The organism is Streptomyces sp. NPDC057950 (genome assembly GCF_042887295.1).
In the GTDB taxonomy this organism is placed as follows: domain Bacteria; phylum Actinomycetota; class Actinomycetes; order Streptomycetales; family Streptomycetaceae; genus Streptomyces; species Streptomyces kaempferi.
The window spans coordinates 221,786-238,730 of the sequence record NZ_JBHVPP010000016.1 but is presented as its reverse complement, the minus strand read 5'-3'; the positions used below and the strand labels follow the sequence as shown (position 1 = coordinate 238,730).

Annotated in this window: 12 protein-coding genes; 6 read left to right on the top strand and 6 right to left on the bottom strand. The window is 72.0% G+C overall.

The window, feature by feature from the left end; translation table 11 throughout:
• Positions 1-89: 89 nt before the first annotated feature.
• Together ACFVTC_RS26170 and ACFVTC_RS26165 are read left to right on the top strand one after the other, a co-directional pair.
• Positions 90-536, top strand: coding sequence for a peptidoglycan-binding protein (locus ACFVTC_RS26170; RefSeq protein WP_390130858.1), 447 nt, complete (start codon positions 90-92; stop codon positions 534-536).
• A 207-nt stretch (positions 537-743) separates the two neighbouring features.
• A complete protein-coding gene (locus tag ACFVTC_RS26165) occupies positions 744-2,441 on the top strand; it encodes a peptidoglycan-binding protein (RefSeq protein WP_390130857.1) in 1,698 nt (565 codons plus the stop codon).
• Between the two features lie 272 nt (positions 2,442-2,713).
• Here ACFVTC_RS26165 and ACFVTC_RS26160 read toward each other — a convergent pair whose 3' ends face one another.
• Both ACFVTC_RS26160 and ACFVTC_RS26155 read right to left on the bottom strand, forming a co-directional pair.
• On the bottom strand, positions 2,714-3,712 hold the full coding sequence (locus tag ACFVTC_RS26160) for an NAD(P)H-dependent flavin oxidoreductase (RefSeq protein WP_390130855.1): 999 nt from the start codon (positions 3,710-3,712) through the stop codon (positions 2,714-2,716).
• A gap of 102 nt (positions 3,713-3,814) precedes the next feature.
• The gene (locus ACFVTC_RS26155) at positions 3,815-6,673 is read right to left on the bottom strand and encodes a SpoIIE family protein phosphatase (protein ID WP_390130854.1); all 2,859 of its coding nucleotides are present in this window, start codon (positions 6,671-6,673) and stop codon (positions 3,815-3,817) included.
• Positions 6,674-6,854: 181 nt separating this feature from the next.
• On the opposite strand from ACFVTC_RS26155, the gene ACFVTC_RS26150 reads away from it, so the two are divergent.
• Positions 6,855-9,428: a SpoIIE family protein phosphatase gene (locus tag ACFVTC_RS26150; protein WP_390130852.1), complete on the top strand. Its 2,574-nt coding sequence runs from the start codon at positions 6,855-6,857 to the stop codon at positions 9,426-9,428.
• 516 nt (positions 9,429-9,944) lie between these two features.
• Here the strand turns inward: ACFVTC_RS26150 and ACFVTC_RS26145 are convergent.
• On the bottom strand, positions 9,945-11,342 hold the full coding sequence (locus tag ACFVTC_RS26145) for a PP2C family protein-serine/threonine phosphatase (protein ID WP_390130850.1): 1,398 nt from the start codon (positions 11,340-11,342) through the stop codon (positions 9,945-9,947).
• 136 nt (positions 11,343-11,478) lie between these two features.
• Here ACFVTC_RS26145 and ACFVTC_RS26140 point away from each other — a divergent pair, with 136 nt between their 5' ends.
• On the top strand, positions 11,479-12,303 hold the full coding sequence (locus tag ACFVTC_RS26140) for an SAM-dependent methyltransferase (protein ID WP_390130849.1): 825 nt from the start codon (positions 11,479-11,481) through the stop codon (positions 12,301-12,303).
• 297 nt (positions 12,304-12,600) lie between these two features.
• Here ACFVTC_RS26140 and ACFVTC_RS26135 read toward each other — a convergent pair whose 3' ends face one another.
• Positions 12,601-13,395: an SDR family NAD(P)-dependent oxidoreductase gene (locus ACFVTC_RS26135; protein ID WP_390130848.1), complete on the bottom strand. Its 795-nt coding sequence runs from the start codon at positions 13,393-13,395 to the stop codon at positions 12,601-12,603.
• Positions 13,396-13,638: 243 nt separating this feature from the next.
• Complete coding sequence (locus ACFVTC_RS26130; RefSeq protein WP_390130846.1) at positions 13,639-14,058, bottom strand: SRPBCC family protein; 420 nt, start codon at positions 14,056-14,058, stop codon at positions 13,639-13,641.
• Positions 14,059-14,547: 489 nt separating this feature from the next.
• Here ACFVTC_RS26130 and ACFVTC_RS26125 point away from each other — a divergent pair, with 489 nt between their 5' ends.
• Both ACFVTC_RS26125 and ACFVTC_RS26120 read left to right on the top strand, forming a co-directional pair.
• Positions 14,548-14,820, top strand: a complete 273-nt coding sequence (locus tag ACFVTC_RS26125) for a hypothetical protein (protein WP_390130845.1) — start codon at positions 14,548-14,550, stop codon at positions 14,818-14,820.
• A 203-nt stretch (positions 14,821-15,023) separates the two neighbouring features.
• Complete coding sequence (locus ACFVTC_RS26120) at positions 15,024-16,205, top strand: N(5)-(carboxyethyl)ornithine synthase (protein ID WP_390130843.1); 1,182 nt, start codon at positions 15,024-15,026, stop codon at positions 16,203-16,205.
• Positions 16,206-16,282: 77 nt separating this feature from the next.
• Here the strand turns inward: ACFVTC_RS26120 and msrA are convergent, their stop codons facing one another.
• Positions 16,283-16,795 carry a peptide-methionine (S)-S-oxide reductase MsrA gene (gene msrA, locus ACFVTC_RS26115; RefSeq protein WP_390130842.1) on the bottom strand — a complete coding sequence of 171 codons (513 nt, stop codon included), beginning with the start codon at positions 16,793-16,795 and terminating at the stop codon, positions 16,283-16,285.
• Between the last annotated feature and the right edge of the window lie 150 nt (positions 16,796-16,945).

Below are 16,945 nucleotides of genomic sequence, written 5' to 3'. Positions count from 1 at the left end.
GCCGCCGTGCCCGGCTCGCCAGCACCTTTGGTCTCGCCACCTGGCCGCCCGGCGGGACAGGTGCCGACCCACGACCGAAAGAGGAACGCATGCGACCGAACGCTCTGGGCAGGACCATCGTCGGCCTCATCACCGTTGCCGGCCTCGCCGCCGGCAGTGTGGCGACCGCGGGCACAAGCTTCGCGGCGACGGCCACCACCGCGCGGACGGCCGTGGCCGCACAGCCCGCAGCCGCGGCCGCGACGCAGAACTTCGGTCTGACCACGGCCGAGGCCAAGAACGTCCAGGAGTTCCTCGCGGACTACTGGGGCTACACCGACTCCATCGACGGCCAGCTGGGCACCAACAGCTGGAAGGCCTTCCAGCGCTGCCTCGCGAAGTACTGGGGATACACGGGAGCCATCGACGGGGACCCCGGCACCAACACCATCAAGGCGCTGCAGCGTCTGCTGGCGGACGACTACGGCTACACGGGCGCGATCGACGGCGTCGCCGGCTCGGGCACCCGGGCGGCGTTCAAGCGCTTCGCCGCCTGATCTGCCCGACTCACCCGGCTGATCCCACCGTTCGGACCGGTCCGAACGGTGGCGCCGCCGAGTGACGAAGAGTGACCGACCTGGCCCGGCCTCGCGGAGCGAGGCCGGGCCAGGGACGCGTGTTCCCGCTCCTCGTCCGGACCGGGTCCGGCCCCGTGAACGCGCGGGGCGGGCCGGAAAGCACCGGACACACACGACGGCCGTCACATGACAATGCGTCAGGCCATGCTCCAGCGACCGAAGGAGAACCTCGCCGACATGGGAAGACTCGCGCCCCCAGTGCGCACCGAAGACGAAAGCTCACGGCATCGGGAGACGCGCCGCACCGGGACCGGGTGGCGGATTCGCATCGGGACCTTCGCCGCGACCGCGGCGATGGTCTCGGCCGGCCTCGTGCTCGGTGCCGGCCCCGCGATGGCGGCCGCGCCCGCCGCGATCAAGCTGACCTCCGCGTCCTGCCCCAACGAGATCGTGCAGGGACAACTCAGCGGCTGCGTGACGGAGTTGCAGAACCTGCTCAACGCGCACGGTGCCGGTCTGGTGGTGGACGGTCAGTTCGGGTCGAGCACGCTCTACGCGGTCCGTGAGTACCAGGCCGCCACCGCGATCGCCGTCGACGGACGGGTGGGCCCGGCGACCAAGAGCAAGCTCTACGCGACCGGAGGCTCGGCGCCCGCCCCGATCAACCTCCAGTCCTCCTCGTGCCCGGCGAACATCGTCCAGGGCGACAAGGGCGGATGCGTCACCGAGCTCCAGCGGCTGCTGCGTCACCACGGCTACGCGGTGGACGTGGACGGCGACTTCGGCGCCGGAACCGCGAGTGCCGTCCGCAGCTTCCAGTCGTCCTACGGCCTCACGGCCGACGGCCAGGTCGGCACCAACACCAAGCGGGCGCTGTACGACACCGACGAGTCACCGTCGACGGGCCTGGACCTGAGGTCGACCTCCTGCCCGGAGAACATCGTGGAGGGGCAGAGCGGGGGTTGCGTCGCCACGCTCCAGTCCCTGCTGAACGGCAAGGGCCAGAGCGTCGGCGTCGACGGCAGTTTCGGCCCCCAGACCCTTACGGCCGTCAAGGCGTTCCAGTCCGCGAGCGGCCTCACCGCCGACGGCGAGGTCGGTCCGAACACCAAAGCCGCCCTGTACTCGAACATCGGCGGCGGTGGCGGCGACGGCGCGCCCGCGCCGATCAACCTGAACTCCGCCGCGTGCCCGAACGAGATCGTCAAGGGACAGCGCAGCGGCTGCGTCACCGAACTGCAGAGCCTGCTCAACCACCACGGCGCCGACCTCGCCGTCGACGGCGACTTCGGTGCGCTCACCGACAGCGCCGTCAGGGACTTCCAGGCCGAGAAGGGTCTCTCGGTCGACGGCCATGCGGGACCGAACACCAAGGCCGCGCTGTACGGGGCGGTCACCCCGCCTTCGTCGCCCCCGCCCGGCGGCGGCTACGGCAAGATCCTCGACGTGGCCGAGGCCGAGGTGGGCACGGTCGAGGGCAGTGCCCGCGCGAACAGCTACGGTTCGGCCGTGGGTCTTTCGCTGTCGACCAGCAACTACGCCTGGTGCGCGACCTTCGTGAGCTGGGTGGCCAAGCAGACCGGGGCCAGCTCCTACCGCAACTCCTATGTCTCGGGCTGGGTCAAGCAGGCGCGGGCCGGCAACTACCACCTGTCGGTGACGACCAGCCCGCAGCCGGGTGACATCGTGGCCTTCGACTGGGACGGCGGAAGCGACTTCACCGGCGGCAACGAACACATAGGCATCGTGCGGACGGTATCGGGATCGTCCTTCACCACGGTCGAGGGCAACACGGGCAACCCCAACGGCGGCAGCGACGGCGTGTACGTCAAGTCGCGTGCCACGAACAGCGGTTACGACGTGGTCTTCATCCGGGTCCGCTGACCGGCCCCGCCGGGGTTCCCGGCAGGTCGCGCTCGGGTCCGGACTCCCCCAGGACTCCGGACCCGGGAGCCGCTTCCTCGGCCGTCGGACGTCCCGGCGACGCGACGGATCGGCGTCCGGACCGCCGTACCGTCGGCACCTCGGCTCGCCGGAGCGCTTCATGGGCGTCCTTCGCCCCCGGAGCGAAGCGCCCGCGAGGATGTCCTGCGCTCGGGTGTCACAGGCCCTTCCTCGCCCCGGAACCGCGGCGGGCGCGGATCCGCCGGCGGTCGTCACTCATGCCGAGGAACCGGCGGGTCCTGGCCGAAGCCACCCCGTCCCGCCCGCGCCAGCGCGTCTTCCGCCTGTACGGCCAGGGTGTGGACGAGGCTGGCCGCGGAGGGCAGGTCGGTGATCAGGTCGACACCCTCGCCGGCCCAGACGGGCAACGGCGGCACGGCGCCTCGGGCCACGTCGTGACGGTAGTCCTGAGCGGCACGGGCGTCGGCGGCGAGCTCGGCTTCACGGCCGCGCCACCGGACCAGCCAGGGATGGGCCAGCGTCCGGGCGGTGTACTTCGACGGCCAGCGAGAGCCACGAACGATGTCCAGCACTCCGCTGCGCTCGGTGTCCTGCCCGCGTCCTTCGACGATCGCCCTGGTGACCGAGGGATCGGCCAGGGATTCCGCGGCGGCCTGGAACCGGGTGCCGATGAGCGCTCCGGCCGCTCCGAGGGCCAGAGCCGCGGCGACTCCCCTGCCGTCGGCGATCCCGCCGGCCGCCAGCACCGGCACCGGTCCCGCGAGATCCACCACGACAGGGACGAACGCCATCGTGGACCGCCCGTGCCGGGCGCCGTGACCACCGCTCTCGGTCCCCTGCGCCACGACGACATCGGCGCCCAGGTCCACGGCACGCTTCGCCTCCTCCAGATCGGTGGCCTGGATGATCAGCACCGCTCCCGCCCGCCGGATCCTTTCCACGAACGGGCTCGGATCCCCGAAGGACAGCATGACCGCGGTGGGGCCGTACTCCAGCGCGCACTCCACCGCTGCCGCCTCGGCCGCCCAGGCCAGGAACCCGACACCCCAGGGTTCGTGGCGGCCCGACGCGACGATCGGCAGTTCGCGCCGCAGCCACGCGAGCTCGCCGCTCCCGGCACCCAGCAGCCCGAGGCCGCCACCGCGGGAGACGGCCGAGGCCAGTTCCCCACCGGCCGTCCCGCCCATCGGTGCCAGCGCGATCGGGTGCCGCACTCCGCACAACCGCGTGAAATCCGTCGACAACGCCATGCCCGCATCATCGGTCCACCGCCCGCGTGCGGGCCATCCCCCGGGCGCCGGAGTCGTCAACGGGCTGGCAGCAGCCGACGGATGGGCGGACGCGTCACGCGACTACGGGTTCGCCGCGCCCCCGAGGCCCTCTTGCTCCTCCCCGGTCGGCAGGCTCTGTTCCGTCCAGACCACCTTGCCGCGTGAGGTGTAACGGGTGCCCCAGCGCTGGGTGAGCTGGGAGATGAGGAAGAGGCCGCGGCCGCCCTCGTCCGTGGTGGCCGCACGCCGCACGTGGGGTGAGGTGCTGCTGGCGTCGGAGACCTCGCAGATGAGGGTGCGGTCGCGCAGCAGGCGCAGCTCGATGGGGGGCGAGGCGTACCGGATGGCGTTGGTGATCAGCTCGCTGAGGATCAGTTCCGTGGTGAACACCGTGTCGTCCAGCCCCCATTCGGTGAGCCGGCGTTCGACCGCCGCACGTGTCCCGGCGACCGTCGCGGGGTCCGCGGGGATGTCCCAGCAGGCGAGGTGTTCGTCGTCCAGGGCGCGTGTACGAGCCACCAGGAGGGCGATGTCGTCCCCGGGGTGGCCGAGCCGGTCGGGCACCAGGGCGTCGAGCACGGCGTCGCAGGTCTCCCGCGGTGACCGGCCAGGACGGGCGAGTACCTGCCGCAGCCATTCCTGCCCGGTGGCCGGCTCCGGGTTGTGGTGCTTGAGCAGGCCGTCCGTGTACAGGACGAGCCGGCTGTTCTCCGGGACGTCGACGGTGAGGCTCTCGAAGGGCTGCCCCCCAAGGCCCAGGGCCGGGCAGTCCCGTACGCGGGGGAAGTCGGCGGTGCCGTCCGGGAGGATCAGGACGGGCAGTGGATGGCCGGCCCTGGCCATGACGCACTGCCTGCGGACCGGGTCGTAGACCACGTACAGGCAGGTGGCCCCGGTGAGTGCGGAACCGTCCGCGCCCCCGGCGGGGCCGGGCCGCTGCTCGCCACCGGCCGGGCGCCCCTCGTCGCGGTCGAGGCGGATGACCAGATCGTCGAGGCGCGCCATGAGTTCCTCGGGCACCAGATCCAGGTCCGAGAAGTTGTGGACGGCGGTGCGCAGGCGGCCCATGGCGACGGCTGCGTGCAGGCCGTGCCCGGTCACGTCACCCGCGACGAGCGCGACGCGCGCACTGGAGAGCGGGATGACGTCGAACCAGCCGCCGGCCGTCGTCGCCTGCCCGGGCAGATAGCGGTACGCCGCGTCGACGGCGTTCTGTTCGGGCAGCCCGTGCGGCAGCAGGCTGCGCTGGAGCGAGACGGCGGTGGCGTGTTCGCGGGCGTAGCGCCGGGCGTTGTCGATGCAGACGGCCGTGTGGTTGACCAGCTCCTCGGCGAGTGACAGGTCCTCCGGGTCGAAGGGATTGTGACCGCCGGGGCCGGATGTCCTCGCGCGGAAGAGACCGACCAGGCCGAGCACCGTGCCTCGCGCGCGCAGCGGTACGGCGATCATCGCGTGGTCGGGGAGGTCGGGGGACGTGAACGGGCCCGGGGTGCGGTGGGGGCCGGTGACGGGCTCCCCGGCCGGGTCCGGTTCGGCCACGGGTCTTTGGGCCTTGAGGCTTCGGGCCTGCGGCGAGGCGGGAGGGAAGCGGACGAGGTCCCCGACGGCGCGCGACGAGGGGGTGCCGGCGAGGGGCGCCCGCGCCGCGCGGCGCAGCGGCCCCGTGTCGTCGCCGTGCGGTTCCTCCCCGTGCAGCACCGCGTCCGAGAGATCCACGACCGCGTGGTCGGCGAACCGCGGCACGACGGCGGCGACGAGTTCCTCGGCGATCCGGCTCACGTCGAGGGTCGTACCGATGGTCATACCCGCGTCGTAGAGCAGTCGCAGGCGCTCGCGGGCGACATCGGCCTGACCTGCCAGGGAGCGCAGTTCGGTGGTGTCGCGCAGGGTGGTGACCGTGCCGAGTACGCGGCCCTTCCACACGGTGGGCTGCTGGTTCACGGCCAGCAGGCGGTCCCCGGCGAGGTGGACCTCGTCGGTGGCGACCCGGCCGGTGGTGAGCATCCGGGTGAGCGGGGGGCCGAGGGCGAGTTCGTCCGCGTGGCGCCCCTGGACGTCGGGCGGCAGACCGAGCAGCCGGTGCGCCTCGTCGTTGGCCAGCAGCAGGCGGCGCTCGCGGTCGGCGATGAGGACACCTTCGCGGACCGCGTGCAGCACCGCGTCATGGTGCTCGTACATGCGTGTGATCTCGGCCGGCCCGAGGCCGTGGGTCTGCCGCCGCAGCCGTCTGCTCAGCCAGGCGATCCCTCCCATGGACAGGGCGAGGGCGACGCCGGCGGACCCGAGCAGGGGCGGCAGCTGGCCGTTGACCTGGTGGACCACGCTGGCGACCGGCACGCCGGTCATGACGGTGCCCACCACGCTGTGGCGCGCGTCGAAGACGGGAACCACCGCGCGGATCGACGGCGAGTGAAGGCTCCTGCCGATGACCTTGTCGGTGAATGTGTGGCCCGCGGTGGCGGGCCACACGGTGGCGTTGGAGGGCAGACCGATCGCGCGGGGGTCCGGGTGGCTGTACCGGATGCCCTTGGGGTTGGTCACCACGATGTAGGCGACCCGGGCGTCCCGGCGGGTGGCCTCGGCCAGCGGTTGCAGAGTGGTGCTCGGACTGGCGGACTTCAGCGCGTCCAGTACGGCCGGGGAGTGGGCGAAGGTCTCGGCGACCGCGAGGGCGCGCGTACGGGCCTCCTGCGTGGCCTCCTTGCGGTCCTGCAGCACCAGGACCGTGGTCGCGGCGGCTATGAGCAGCACCGCGATGGTCACGGCCAGCGCGAGCATCTGTCCCGCGATGCTGTACGGGAGCGGACTGAGGCGGCCGCGCCGCGGGGCGGCCGGGTCCGGGTCGGGATCAGCGCCCAGGTCCAGACGTTCGCGCCGCCCCGAGAACCTGCGTCCGATCAGGCTGAGCGGCGTCCGGGACCTGTCGCCTGCCCGACGCATACAGCCATGGTCGTACGCATCACGGACAAAGGTCGAACTATATGACCTTTCATACTGATTCTTCATGTCATGGTCGTCGGTCGAACACACGGTCGTACATCGAGACATCGAGGGGCGGGCTCGCGTATGTCGCGGGCCGGTGGACCCGCGCCGTCACACGAATCCGGCTTATCGTGCTCATATGGGTGATGTTCGGTGCGGCTGGTGCGACAAGCCGCTGCCGGATGAGGCCGGACCCAACCGGCGGTACTGCGGTCCGGCCCACCGGCAGGCTGCCTGGCGGGCCCGGCGCCGCTGGGAGGCCGGGGCCCAGGCGCGCCACGCGCTCGTCCTGGCCGACGCGGAGCTGCTGTCCCGGGCACGGACGATGTCCCAGGAGGCGGCCACCCAGGATCCTGAGCGGATGGCCGCGACGACGGGGGACGGTGCCTCGGCCGGCGCGCACAGTGCCGCGGCCGCGGAGATCCTCGGGCTGGCCGAGCAGCTGGTGCGGTCCGCGGTCATGGCCGACCGGCAGGCCGGGGCCGGCTGGACACAGATCGGCGCCGGGCTGGGGATGAGCGGCGCGGCGGCCCGGCACCGCTTCGGACGCATGTGCGCTCGCGGGCAGCACGGCCAGGGGGCGCGTGGCCCGTCGCCGCCCGCGGGCGCGACCTGTTCCATCGGGCCGGAAACGCTCGGCGCGCTGCTCCTCCCGGCGGCCCGGAACACCGGTGCGTCCGTGAGCGGGATCTACCTGTTCCCGCCGGACCGGCCGGTGCTGCGGCTGGCGGTGACGACCGGGGGCACGACGGTCGCGCTGTGGGAAAGGATCGACCCGGGGTGCGAGGGACCCGTGGCCGAGGCGGTACGCGAGCGGCGGCTGGTGTGGGTCGCCGGCCACGCGGAGCTGGCCCGCCGCTACCCCCGGACCGCGCTCACCCTGCCCTACCCCGTGGCGGTGGCGGCCGCGCCGGTGATCACCGGTGCCACCACATGGGGCGCGCTGGCGTTCCTGTGGCCCGGTACGCATCCGCGACTGCTGAGCACCCGCGAACGCGACGCGGTCGCCACCGCCTGCGACCGCGTGGGCGCGTTCCTGCGGCAGGCCGCCGCCGACGGGCGCCCGGTCCTCCCCGCGGGCCGTCCGCACGTTCCGGACCCGCCCCGGGCCCGTACGCCCGGACCGGCGGAAGCGCTGGCCGCCGTCGATCTCGTCGACCGCCTGCCCGAGGGCTGCCTGGCGCTCGACCTGGACAACCGGATCACCTTCATCGACGCCACCGCCCGTGATCTGGTCGGCGGGAGCGCTCCGGACCTGCTCGGGACATCGCTGTGCGAGGCCCTGCCGTGGCTGGACGAGCCGGTCCTCCAGGACCACCAGCGAGCCGCGACGATCAGCCGGCGGCCCGCCGTCTTCACGGCCCTGTGCCCGCGGGGCCGGTGGCTGGACTTCGAACTGCACCCCGACGTCTCCGGTACGACCGTCCGAGTCACTCCCGCCGAGGACGCGGGTCCGGCGGACCACGCGCGGCGGGGCGGCAGGGACAGCGCCCTCGTCCCTACGCGGGCACGCGTGCTGTACGACCTGATGCACCTGGCGGCCTCACTCACCGAGGCCGTCAGCGTGCAGGACGTGGTGGAGCTGGCGGCCGACCAGATCATGCCCACCTTCGACGCGCAGGGTTTCGTGCTGTCCGTGGCCGAGGACGGCCGGCTGCAGATCGTCGGGTCCCGTGGATACCGGGACGAGGTCCTCAGGCCCTTCGACGGACCATCGCTCACCGACAGGTCGGCTCCCACCGTGCACGCCCTCGCCACCGGAGTCCCCCTCTTCTTCGGTTCCCCGCAGGACATGGAACGGTTCCACCCCGCCATCCCACGGCTGACCGGAAGGGCGGCGTGGGCCTTCCTGCCGCTGGTCGTCTCGCGCCGCCCGGTCGGCTGCTGGGTGCTGTCCTTCGACCGTCCCCGCACCTTCGGCCCCGACGAGCGCGCCGTTCTGACCTCGCTGGCCGGCCTGATCGCCCAGGCCCTCGACCGCGCCCGCCTCTACGACGCCAAGCACCAGCTCGCCCACGACCTGCAAAGCGGCCTGCTCCCCACCACCCTGCCCGCGGTACCCGGCCTGGAGGCGGCGGCCCGGTACCTGCCCGCGGCCCGCGGGATGGATGTCGGAGGCGACTTCTACGACCTCATCCGTCTGGACGCCACCACCGTCGCCGCCGCCATCGGTGACGTCCAGGGGCACAACGTGCACGCCGCCGCTCTGATGGGACAGATCCGCACGGCCGTCCACGTCACCGCGGGGGCGTCACCCGACGAAGTCCTCGCCCGCGCGAACCGTCTGCTCACCGACTTCGACCCGGGCCTCTTCGCCAGCTGCCTGTACGCCCATATCGATCTCGCACACCATCGCGCCCTACTCGCCACCGCGGGTCACCCGCCTCCGCTCCTGCGCGATGCCGACGGACGCACCAAGGTCCTCGATCTCCCGCCCGGACTCCTGCTCGGTATCGACTCCGCGGCCGACTACCGGACCACCGAGATCCCCCTGCCGCCCGACGCGCTGCTGGCCCTTTACACCGACGGCCTGATCGAGACCCCCGGCGGCGACATCGGCGAGGCCGCCGCCGACCTGGCGGATCACCTCGACCGTGCCGCGGACCAGCCCGTCGGCACCCTCGCGGACGCCCTCATCCGGCACACCCGCCACACCGACCCGCGCAGTGACGACGTGGCCCTGCTCCTGCTTCGAGCGACGGACGGGACCTGACGGGCGAAGCCACCGTCGGCCGCCCGACGGGCCCTCGACCGCGGCGCATCCGTCCCCGGAGGGGCGCCGTCGCTCCAGCACATGGTGAGGCCCGGTCCGCCGCCTCGGGGAGCGACGGACCGGGCCTGCGTCCACGGTGCCACACCCGCCCCTGCCGCGCTCGCCCGCCGGGCGGCGGCGCGGGGGGGGCGTGTGCCGAGGCGACGCCGGAACGGACCGGGTTCCGCTTCGGACGGACCGGGATCCACTTCGGAACGGACCGGGATCCAGGCGGAGCCACGTACCGGGGGACCGCGGCGGGCCGAGCGCCGGGTCCTGCGCCCGGTCGTGACCGACCGGCACGAGCCCATGGATCAACGACCGGCGCGACGTCCACAGGCGGCGGTCCGCAACACGTCCACGAGCCGGAGGTCGCCACGACGCCCACGCGTCACCGCGCGCCCGACACCCGCGCCCGCCGTCTCGCCCGTCCGGGCGAAGAGCCCTGGCACGACGGACCGGAAGGGCCCGAGCCGTTCATGACGGTGCCAGGCGCTTCGCGGGCGTCAGTTCGGCCAGCAGGAGCGTCCGGTCGTCCGCGCCGCCACCGGTGGGCGACGTCTTGTGCAACAGCCGCCGGCAGAGCGACTCCAACGCGTCCGGGCCCTCGGTGCCCGCGGGTTCCGCGCCGTCGGTGCCGAGGAGACCGGCGAGGCGCGCGATGCCCTGCTCTATGTCGGTGTCGCGGGACTCGACCAGACCATCGCTGTAGAGCAGCAGCAGTATCGGTTCGGGTACCCGGACGACGGTGGGTTCATAGCTGCCCATGCCCAGTCCGAGGGGCAGGCCCGCGCTGGTGAGCGTGATGGGCCGGGCACGTCCGTCCGCGGTACGGATCAGTGGTGGGGGATGACCGGCTCCGACGAAGGTGCAGAGCTGCCTCTGCGCGTCCCACTCGGCGTACACGCACGTGGCGAAGGAGGCGCCCGGAGTGTCACAGGCCAGCGCGTCCAGTCGGCGCATCAGCTCGGCCGGGGTGATGTCCAGCCCCGCGAGGGTCCGCACGGCCGTACGCAGCTGGATCATGGCGACGGCCGATTCCGGCCCGTGCCCCATGGCGTCCCCGACGATCAGACTGACGCGGCCGTCGGACCGCGGCAGTACGTCGAACCAGTCACCGCCGATGATGTTGTCCTGCCCGGCCGGGAGATAGCCATGGGCGATACGACAGCCCTCGAACGTCTGCGAGGTCGCGGGCAGCAGGCTCTGCCGGATGGCCAGCGCCATGCGGCGTTCACGTTCGTAGCGTCGCGCGTTGTCCAGGGCCACACAGGCCCGCGCGGCCAGTGATTCCACGGACGCGGCGTCCTCGGCCACGAAGGGCGCCCGGTCCGCACCGCGCGTGCACGCGATGAACCCGACCGCGATGCCCCGTAGATGCAGCGGGACGACGAGGAAGGACGCGGTCCGCAGCAGGGCGTCCATGCGGACGTCGTCGCCCCCGGCCGTGCTGAGCCGTTCGGACGTGTGGGCGTCGACCGAGTCGAGCAACTGCGTCGTACGGGTGGCGATACAGCGCGTGTACGGGGTCTCGCGGGGAAAGACGATCACCTCGCCGACGGGCAGCGTCCCCTCCCAGTCCTCGGGCGCGTCCGTCCCGATGCGCAGGGCCAGTCGCCTGGCCTCGATCTGGGCCGGATCCGCGGAGTGGTACGCGTTCTCCTCCAGCAGCCACCGCTCCAGAAGGTAGACCGAGGCCGCGTCGCAGAACCCGGGAGCCAGCGCCCGGACGACATGGCTGCCGGTCAGGTGCAGGTTGAGTTCCGAGCCGATGGCGTCGCCCGCCTCCGAGAAGACCGGCCGAAGGCGCGCGAACGCGGCGGCCGCATCGTCCGCGTGGCTGTGTGCTTCGTTCCGCAGGGCGGTGCCTTCCACTGGAGGGTCGAACGGGAGGGGTCGAACGGGAGGGGACGAATGGGAGGGGTCGAATCGCGTGGCATGGACACACCTCGCCGTGCCTGGGCGGCAACTATATGATGGAGCGTCAAGATCAGTTCCAGGACGGGGAGTTGTGGTGTCAGGTAGCGAAGGTCTGCCTCAGGGTGTCGACCCGGACAAGGCGAGCGTTGCCCGGATGTACGACGCAATGCTGGGCGGCCAGCACAATTTCGCCATAGACCGGGAGGCGTTGGCGGCGTTCACGGCCATCGACCCGCAGGTGCGCACCCTGGCGCGGGCCAACCGCGCCTTTCTCGGGCGGGCCGTACGTTTCCTGATCGACGCAGGGGTGCGGCAGTTCATCGACCTCGGATCGGGCATCCCGACCCAGGGCAACGTCCACGAGGTGGCGCAGGCGGCTTTCCCCGGAGCCCGGGTGGTGTACGTGGACAGTGATCCGGTCGCCGTGGCGCACAGCGCCTCGTTGCTCGCCGACAATCCTGACGCGGACATCGTGGACGCCGACATCCGCCGCCCGGCCGAGGTGCTGTCCTCGCCGCAGGTGCAGAAACTGATCGACTTCGATCAGCCCGTCGCCGTGCTGATGATCACGATCCTGCACTTCATCGCGCCCGAGGAGAACCCCGCCGGCATCGTGGCCGCGTTCCGGGACGCCCTGCCCGAGGACAGCTGGCTCGCGCTGACGCACGCGACGAACCAGGACCGCCCGGACACCGCCGCCGCCGTGGGGAAGCTGTACCGGTCGCGGGCCACCTCGCCGGTCACCGCCCGGTCCCACGGCGAGATCCTCGGACTCTTCGACGGCTTCGACCTCGTGGAGCCCGGCCTGGTCTACGTACCCCTGTGGCGCCCGGACGCGGACGACCACATCCCGGAGAACCCGTCGGAGTACTGGGTGTACTCGGGCGTGGGCCGCAAGCGTCCGGCGGGCGGCTGAGCCGAATCACCCGGCGAGCCGCGCATCGTCTCTGACCGCGCGCCGTGCCCGTTCCCCTGCGTACGGCTCCGACCGCGGGCCGGACCTGATCCCCGCGCACCGTCTCTGACCGCGCGCGTGCCCGATCCCTGCGTACGGCTCCGACCGCGCGCCGGACCCGATCCCCGCGTACCGGCTCTGATCGCGGGCCGTGCCTGATCCGCGCCGGGCGGCCCCGAGACGCGCTCACCCGGGTGCGGGATTCCCGCCCCCTCCGCGGCGGGCCACCCCGGACGGGCGGCCCGCCGCGGGCGGCGGTCAGGGAATCACGGCGTCGATGCAGCCTCCGTCGACCCGCAGCGCGCCACCCGTGGTGGCGGATGCCTGGTCCGAACTCAGGTACACCACCATGTTGGCGATCTCCTCGGGGTCGATCAGACGCCGTAGCAGCGACTGCGGCCGGTGCTCGCGCATGAAGATCCGTTCCGCCTCCTCCCAGGGCAGGTCACGGCCGACCAGTCCGTACACGAACTCCTCGACGCCCGCGGTGTGGGTGGGGCCGGCGAGAACCGAGTTGACGGTGACGCCCGTTCCGGCGGCCTTCTTCGCGAAGCCGCGGCCGACGGCCAGGAGGGCGGTCTTCGTCATGCCGTAGTGGATCATCTCTTCGGGGATGACCACCGCCGATTCGCTGGCGATGTACTGGACACGACCCCAGTCGCTCTCGATCATCCGCGGCAGGTACGCACGGGTGAGGCGGACCGCGGCGAGCACGTTCACCTCGAAGTACCGGCGCCATTCCTCATCGGTGATGTCCAGCGGGTCCTGCGAGCCGAAGACACCGAGGTTGTTGACGAGGACGTCGACGTCCGGCAACACCTCGAGGGCGGTCACCGCGCCCTCCTCGGAGGACACGTCCGCGGCTACGGCGACGAAGTCACCGTCCGGCACCTCCTCCCGCAGTCGCCCGACCGCCGCGTCGACCCTCTCCCTGTCGCGGCCGTTGACGCCCACCCGCGCCCCCGCGCCCGCGAGACCCGCCGCGATGGCGGCCCCGATGCCCTGCGTCGACCCTGTCACCAGGGCGGTCCGTCCCGTGAGATCGATACGCATGTACAACTCCCTTGCTGTGGCCGGCCGAGGTGCCGGTCCGGGGTCCGCGCCATGGAGCACGGCGGTCCCCCGTGCGTGGGCCGCCTCGCCTTCACATGACGCGACGGGTGGTACGCCGTGACCACGCCGGTGCGGGGCGACGGCCGCGTCCCGCGGCCTCCCGGTAAGGTGGGCGGCCGCTGTCGGCACCCAGGTCCGAGGTCACGCGGCCCTCGTCCCAACACGCCGCCCGTCCACGGGTGTTCAGTCCGCCAACTCCGTGTACAGCGCGTCCAGACCGTCGCGGTAGATGCCGGTGAAAAGGGCCACCATCTCGTCGTCGCTCGCCCCCAGCGGGTAGAAACGGCCGGACCACTCCACTTCCGCGCTGTCGGGCTCACCGGGCACGGTGTGCACCCGGATCGTCGCGAGATAGCCGGTGACGGGGAACGGTGCCTCCACGACGGTGTACGTGTAGTGTCGGCCCCCCTCGCTGAACCCCGTCAGCCGTTCGACGACGACCTCTCCGTCCGCCATGATCAGCCGGCGGACGCGACCCCCCTCCAGAGCCGTGCTCCCGGCGATCCGCGGAACCCAGTCGGGCAGGGAACCGAAGCCGCCGATCACCTCCCACACACGCCCGGGGGATGCGGGGACGACCCTGCTCACCGAGGTCGATGCCATTGCTTCTGCTCCAGGACTCGTCGGTCTACGGGGGCGGGAGTGCTCGCGACAGTCGGGCCGGTCGGCTACACGCCTTCCACAGATCATCATAAAAGGCACATATGGAGAGAGGCACGCGGAGGCCGTCGTGCCACGGCGTCGGGCAGGCGCGACCGCCACGACGGCTGCGCTCCACGTCTTCTCCGCGGGCCGCCCGGTGCCCCTGAGCACGCGCGGTGGAGGCAACGGCGGCCAGGACAGAGTACGGTGGCGTCACCGAGCGCACCTCGCATGCCGTTATCCGTTTCGGCGTCGCCCTCGGGGAACGGCAGACGCCGGGGCCTGCGCGCTCCGGCCGGAAATGAGCCGCCCCATGACTTCTGGCTCGTACTCTCGCACCGTCTCGCGCATTGCGTGCGGCGCCCCGCGGTAGCGGACTTCCTGGTTCCCGAGGCGTTCCGGCACCTCGCACCCCTTGAGCCGACGACCGACGAAGAGGATGCGGCACTCATGTACTCACAGGACGCGATCTCCGGCCACCGCCGGGGCCGCCCCGAACCGACCGCCGAGATGGTCTCCGGCCTGGCCTGTCTGATCTGCGGCACGGACTACCGGAACGCGCCGGACGCGGACGCCGTGGTCGTCTCGCACCGCGACGACAGACAACTGCTCGCCTGCCATGGAACGTGCGCGCGGTTGGCGAGCGGGTCGGTCACCGGGCTGGAGGAGACGCCCCTCCCGCTGGCCGAGCGCCTGCGCAGACACCGGGCCGACCAGCACTGAGACGCTGAGACAGGGGGCATCCCGGACACTCCGTCCGGCGGTGACCACCACCTACGCGGGTCCGGCCCTCCCCCGGCGGCGGCCGGCGCACACGCACGCCCGCCCGCCCGCCCGCCCGCCCGCAGGCACCGTGCATGCGACAGACATCGCAGCGCGAGAGACATCGCACACCACTGCATGACAATTACATGACAAGGAATCGCATGACCCTCATGAGCCTCGGAGTCCTGGCCTCCTCCCGCAAGGAGAACGAGTTCCGGCTCCCGTTGCACCCCGCTCACTTCGACCGGATCGCCCCGGACGTCCGCGCGAGGATCTTCCTGGAACACGGCTACGGCCGGCGGTTCGGCATCGACGACGATGCCCTGCTGCCGCTGGTGGCAGGCCTGCGCTCCCGCGAGCGGCTCCTCGCCGAGTGCGAGGTGCTGCTGCTGCCCAAACCGACGCACGACGACATCGCCGAGCTGCGCGAGGGCCAGGTGCTGTGGGGATGGCCGCACTGTGTGCAGGACGAGCGGATGACCCAGATCGCCATCGACCGACGGCTGACCCTCGTCGCCTGGGAGGCGATGAACCACTGGACCTCAACGGGCGCCTTCAGCGTCCACGTGTTCCACAAGAACAACGAGCTGGCGGGCTACTGCTCGGTGCTGCACGCCCTGCAGCTCGGCGGGATGACCGGTAGCTACGGACGCCGGCTGCGCGCGGTGGTCCTCAGCTTCGGCGCCACGGCACGCGGAGCGGTGACCGGTCTGGGCGCCATGGGGGTCTCCGATGTCACGGTGCTCACCCAGCGCGCCGCCGCGGCGGTGGCCTCGCCCATGCCGTCGGTCGTGATGGGCCACTTCGCGGAGCAGGAGGACGATCCGTCGCGGCTCCGGGCGCTCACCGCGACGGGTCCGGTGCCGCTCGCGGAGTACCTGGCCGGGTTCGACATCATCGTCAACTGCATCCGGCAGGACACCGACGCGCCCTTGATGTTCGTCACCGACGAGGAACTCGCCCTGTTCCGCCCGGGCACCTTCTTCATCGACGTCGCCTGCGACGAGGGCATGGGCTTCGCATGGGCCCGGCCGACCACCTTCGGCGATCCCATGCCCACGGTGGGAGCGGACTGCCACTACTACGGGGTCGACCACAGCCCGTCCCACCTGTGGAACTCGGCCACCTGGGAAATCAGCGAGGCACTCCTCCCCTACCTGCGCAAGGTCATGAGCGGCCCCGCCGCCTGGGAGGCCGACGCCACGGTCAGGAAGGCCATCGAGATCCGCGACGGCGTCGTGCAGAACCCGAAGATCCTCTCGTTCCAGCACCGTGCGCCCGCGTACCCCCACGCCCCCGAGATCCCGGCCCCGGCGCTGCGACCCGTCGTGCAGCCGGCCTGACAATGCCCGGGTTGGTCGTCACCGGCCGTACGGCCGGTGACGGACGCGGCGCCTTCACCGGCCGGCCCTGCCCGGAATCAGGCTTCCGCGCGCTTCGGGAGCCGCCAGTTCGGCCGCGGGAAGTGGCACGTGTAGCCCTCGGGGTACTTCAGCAGGTAGTCCTGGTGCTCCGGCTCGGCCTCCCAGAAGGCGCCGGCCGGCACGACCTCGGTCACGACCTTCCCCGGCCACAGTCCCGAGGCCTCGACATCGGCGATCGTGTCCTCGGCGACGCGTCGCTGCTCGTCGTCGAAGTAGAAGATCGCGGAGCGGTAGCTGAGGCCGATGTCGTTTCCCTGCCGGTTCCGCGTACTCGGGTCATGGATCTGGAAGAAGTACTCCAGGATGGCGCGGTAGTCGGTCGCGGCGGGGTCGAAGGTGATCTCGATCGATTCGGCGTGGGTTCCGTGATTGCGGTAGGTCGCGTGGGGCACGTCGCCGCCGCTGTATCCCACCCGCGTGGCCAGAACACCCGGCAGCGTCCGGATCAGTTCCTGCATCCCCCAGAAGCAGCCACCCGCCAGCAACGCCTTTTCCTCAGTGGCGCTCATAGCTCTTCACATCCCTTTTCTTCGTCTCTTTGCGCGGTCCGCCTGCGGACCGCGCAAACTCAACGGCTCGGCCGTCGGCCGTTCCCCCACGGACAGACGTCCAGGACGTGCCGGAAAATTCCCGTCGGCCCCCGCCGCCTGGCAGTACGC

Excerpts from the sequence above, each read along its gene's own strand:
- ACFVTC_RS26160 (WP_390130855.1), bottom strand. The coding sequence starts at position 3,712 with ATGGCGTTGTCGACGGATTTCACGCGGTTGTGCGGAGTGCGGCACCCG.
- ACFVTC_RS26135 (WP_390130848.1), bottom strand. The coding sequence starts at position 13,395 with ATGCGTATCGATCTCACGGGACGGACCGCCCTGGTGACAGGGTCGACG.
- ACFVTC_RS26150 (WP_390130852.1), top strand. The coding sequence starts at position 6,855 with ATGGGTGATGTTCGGTGCGGCTGGTGCGACAAGCCGCTGCCGGATGAG.
- ACFVTC_RS26165 (WP_390130857.1), top strand. The coding sequence starts at position 744 with ATGACAATGCGTCAGGCCATGCTCCAGCGACCGAAGGAGAACCTCGCC.
- msrA (WP_390130842.1), bottom strand. The coding sequence starts at position 16,795 with ATGAGCGCCACTGAGGAAAAGGCGTTGCTGGCGGGTGGCTGCTTCTGG.
- ACFVTC_RS26130 (WP_390130846.1), bottom strand. The coding sequence starts at position 14,058 with ATGGCATCGACCTCGGTGAGCAGGGTCGTCCCCGCATCCCCCGGGCGT.
- ACFVTC_RS26120 (WP_390130843.1), top strand. The coding sequence starts at position 15,024 with ATGACCCTCATGAGCCTCGGAGTCCTGGCCTCCTCCCGCAAGGAGAAC.
- ACFVTC_RS26155 (WP_390130854.1), bottom strand. The coding sequence starts at position 6,673 with ATGCGTCGGGCAGGCGACAGGTCCCGGACGCCGCTCAGCCTGATCGGA.
- ACFVTC_RS26170 (WP_390130858.1), top strand. The coding sequence starts at position 90 with ATGCGACCGAACGCTCTGGGCAGGACCATCGTCGGCCTCATCACCGTT.
- ACFVTC_RS26125 (WP_390130845.1), top strand. The coding sequence starts at position 14,548 with ATGTACTCACAGGACGCGATCTCCGGCCACCGCCGGGGCCGCCCCGAA.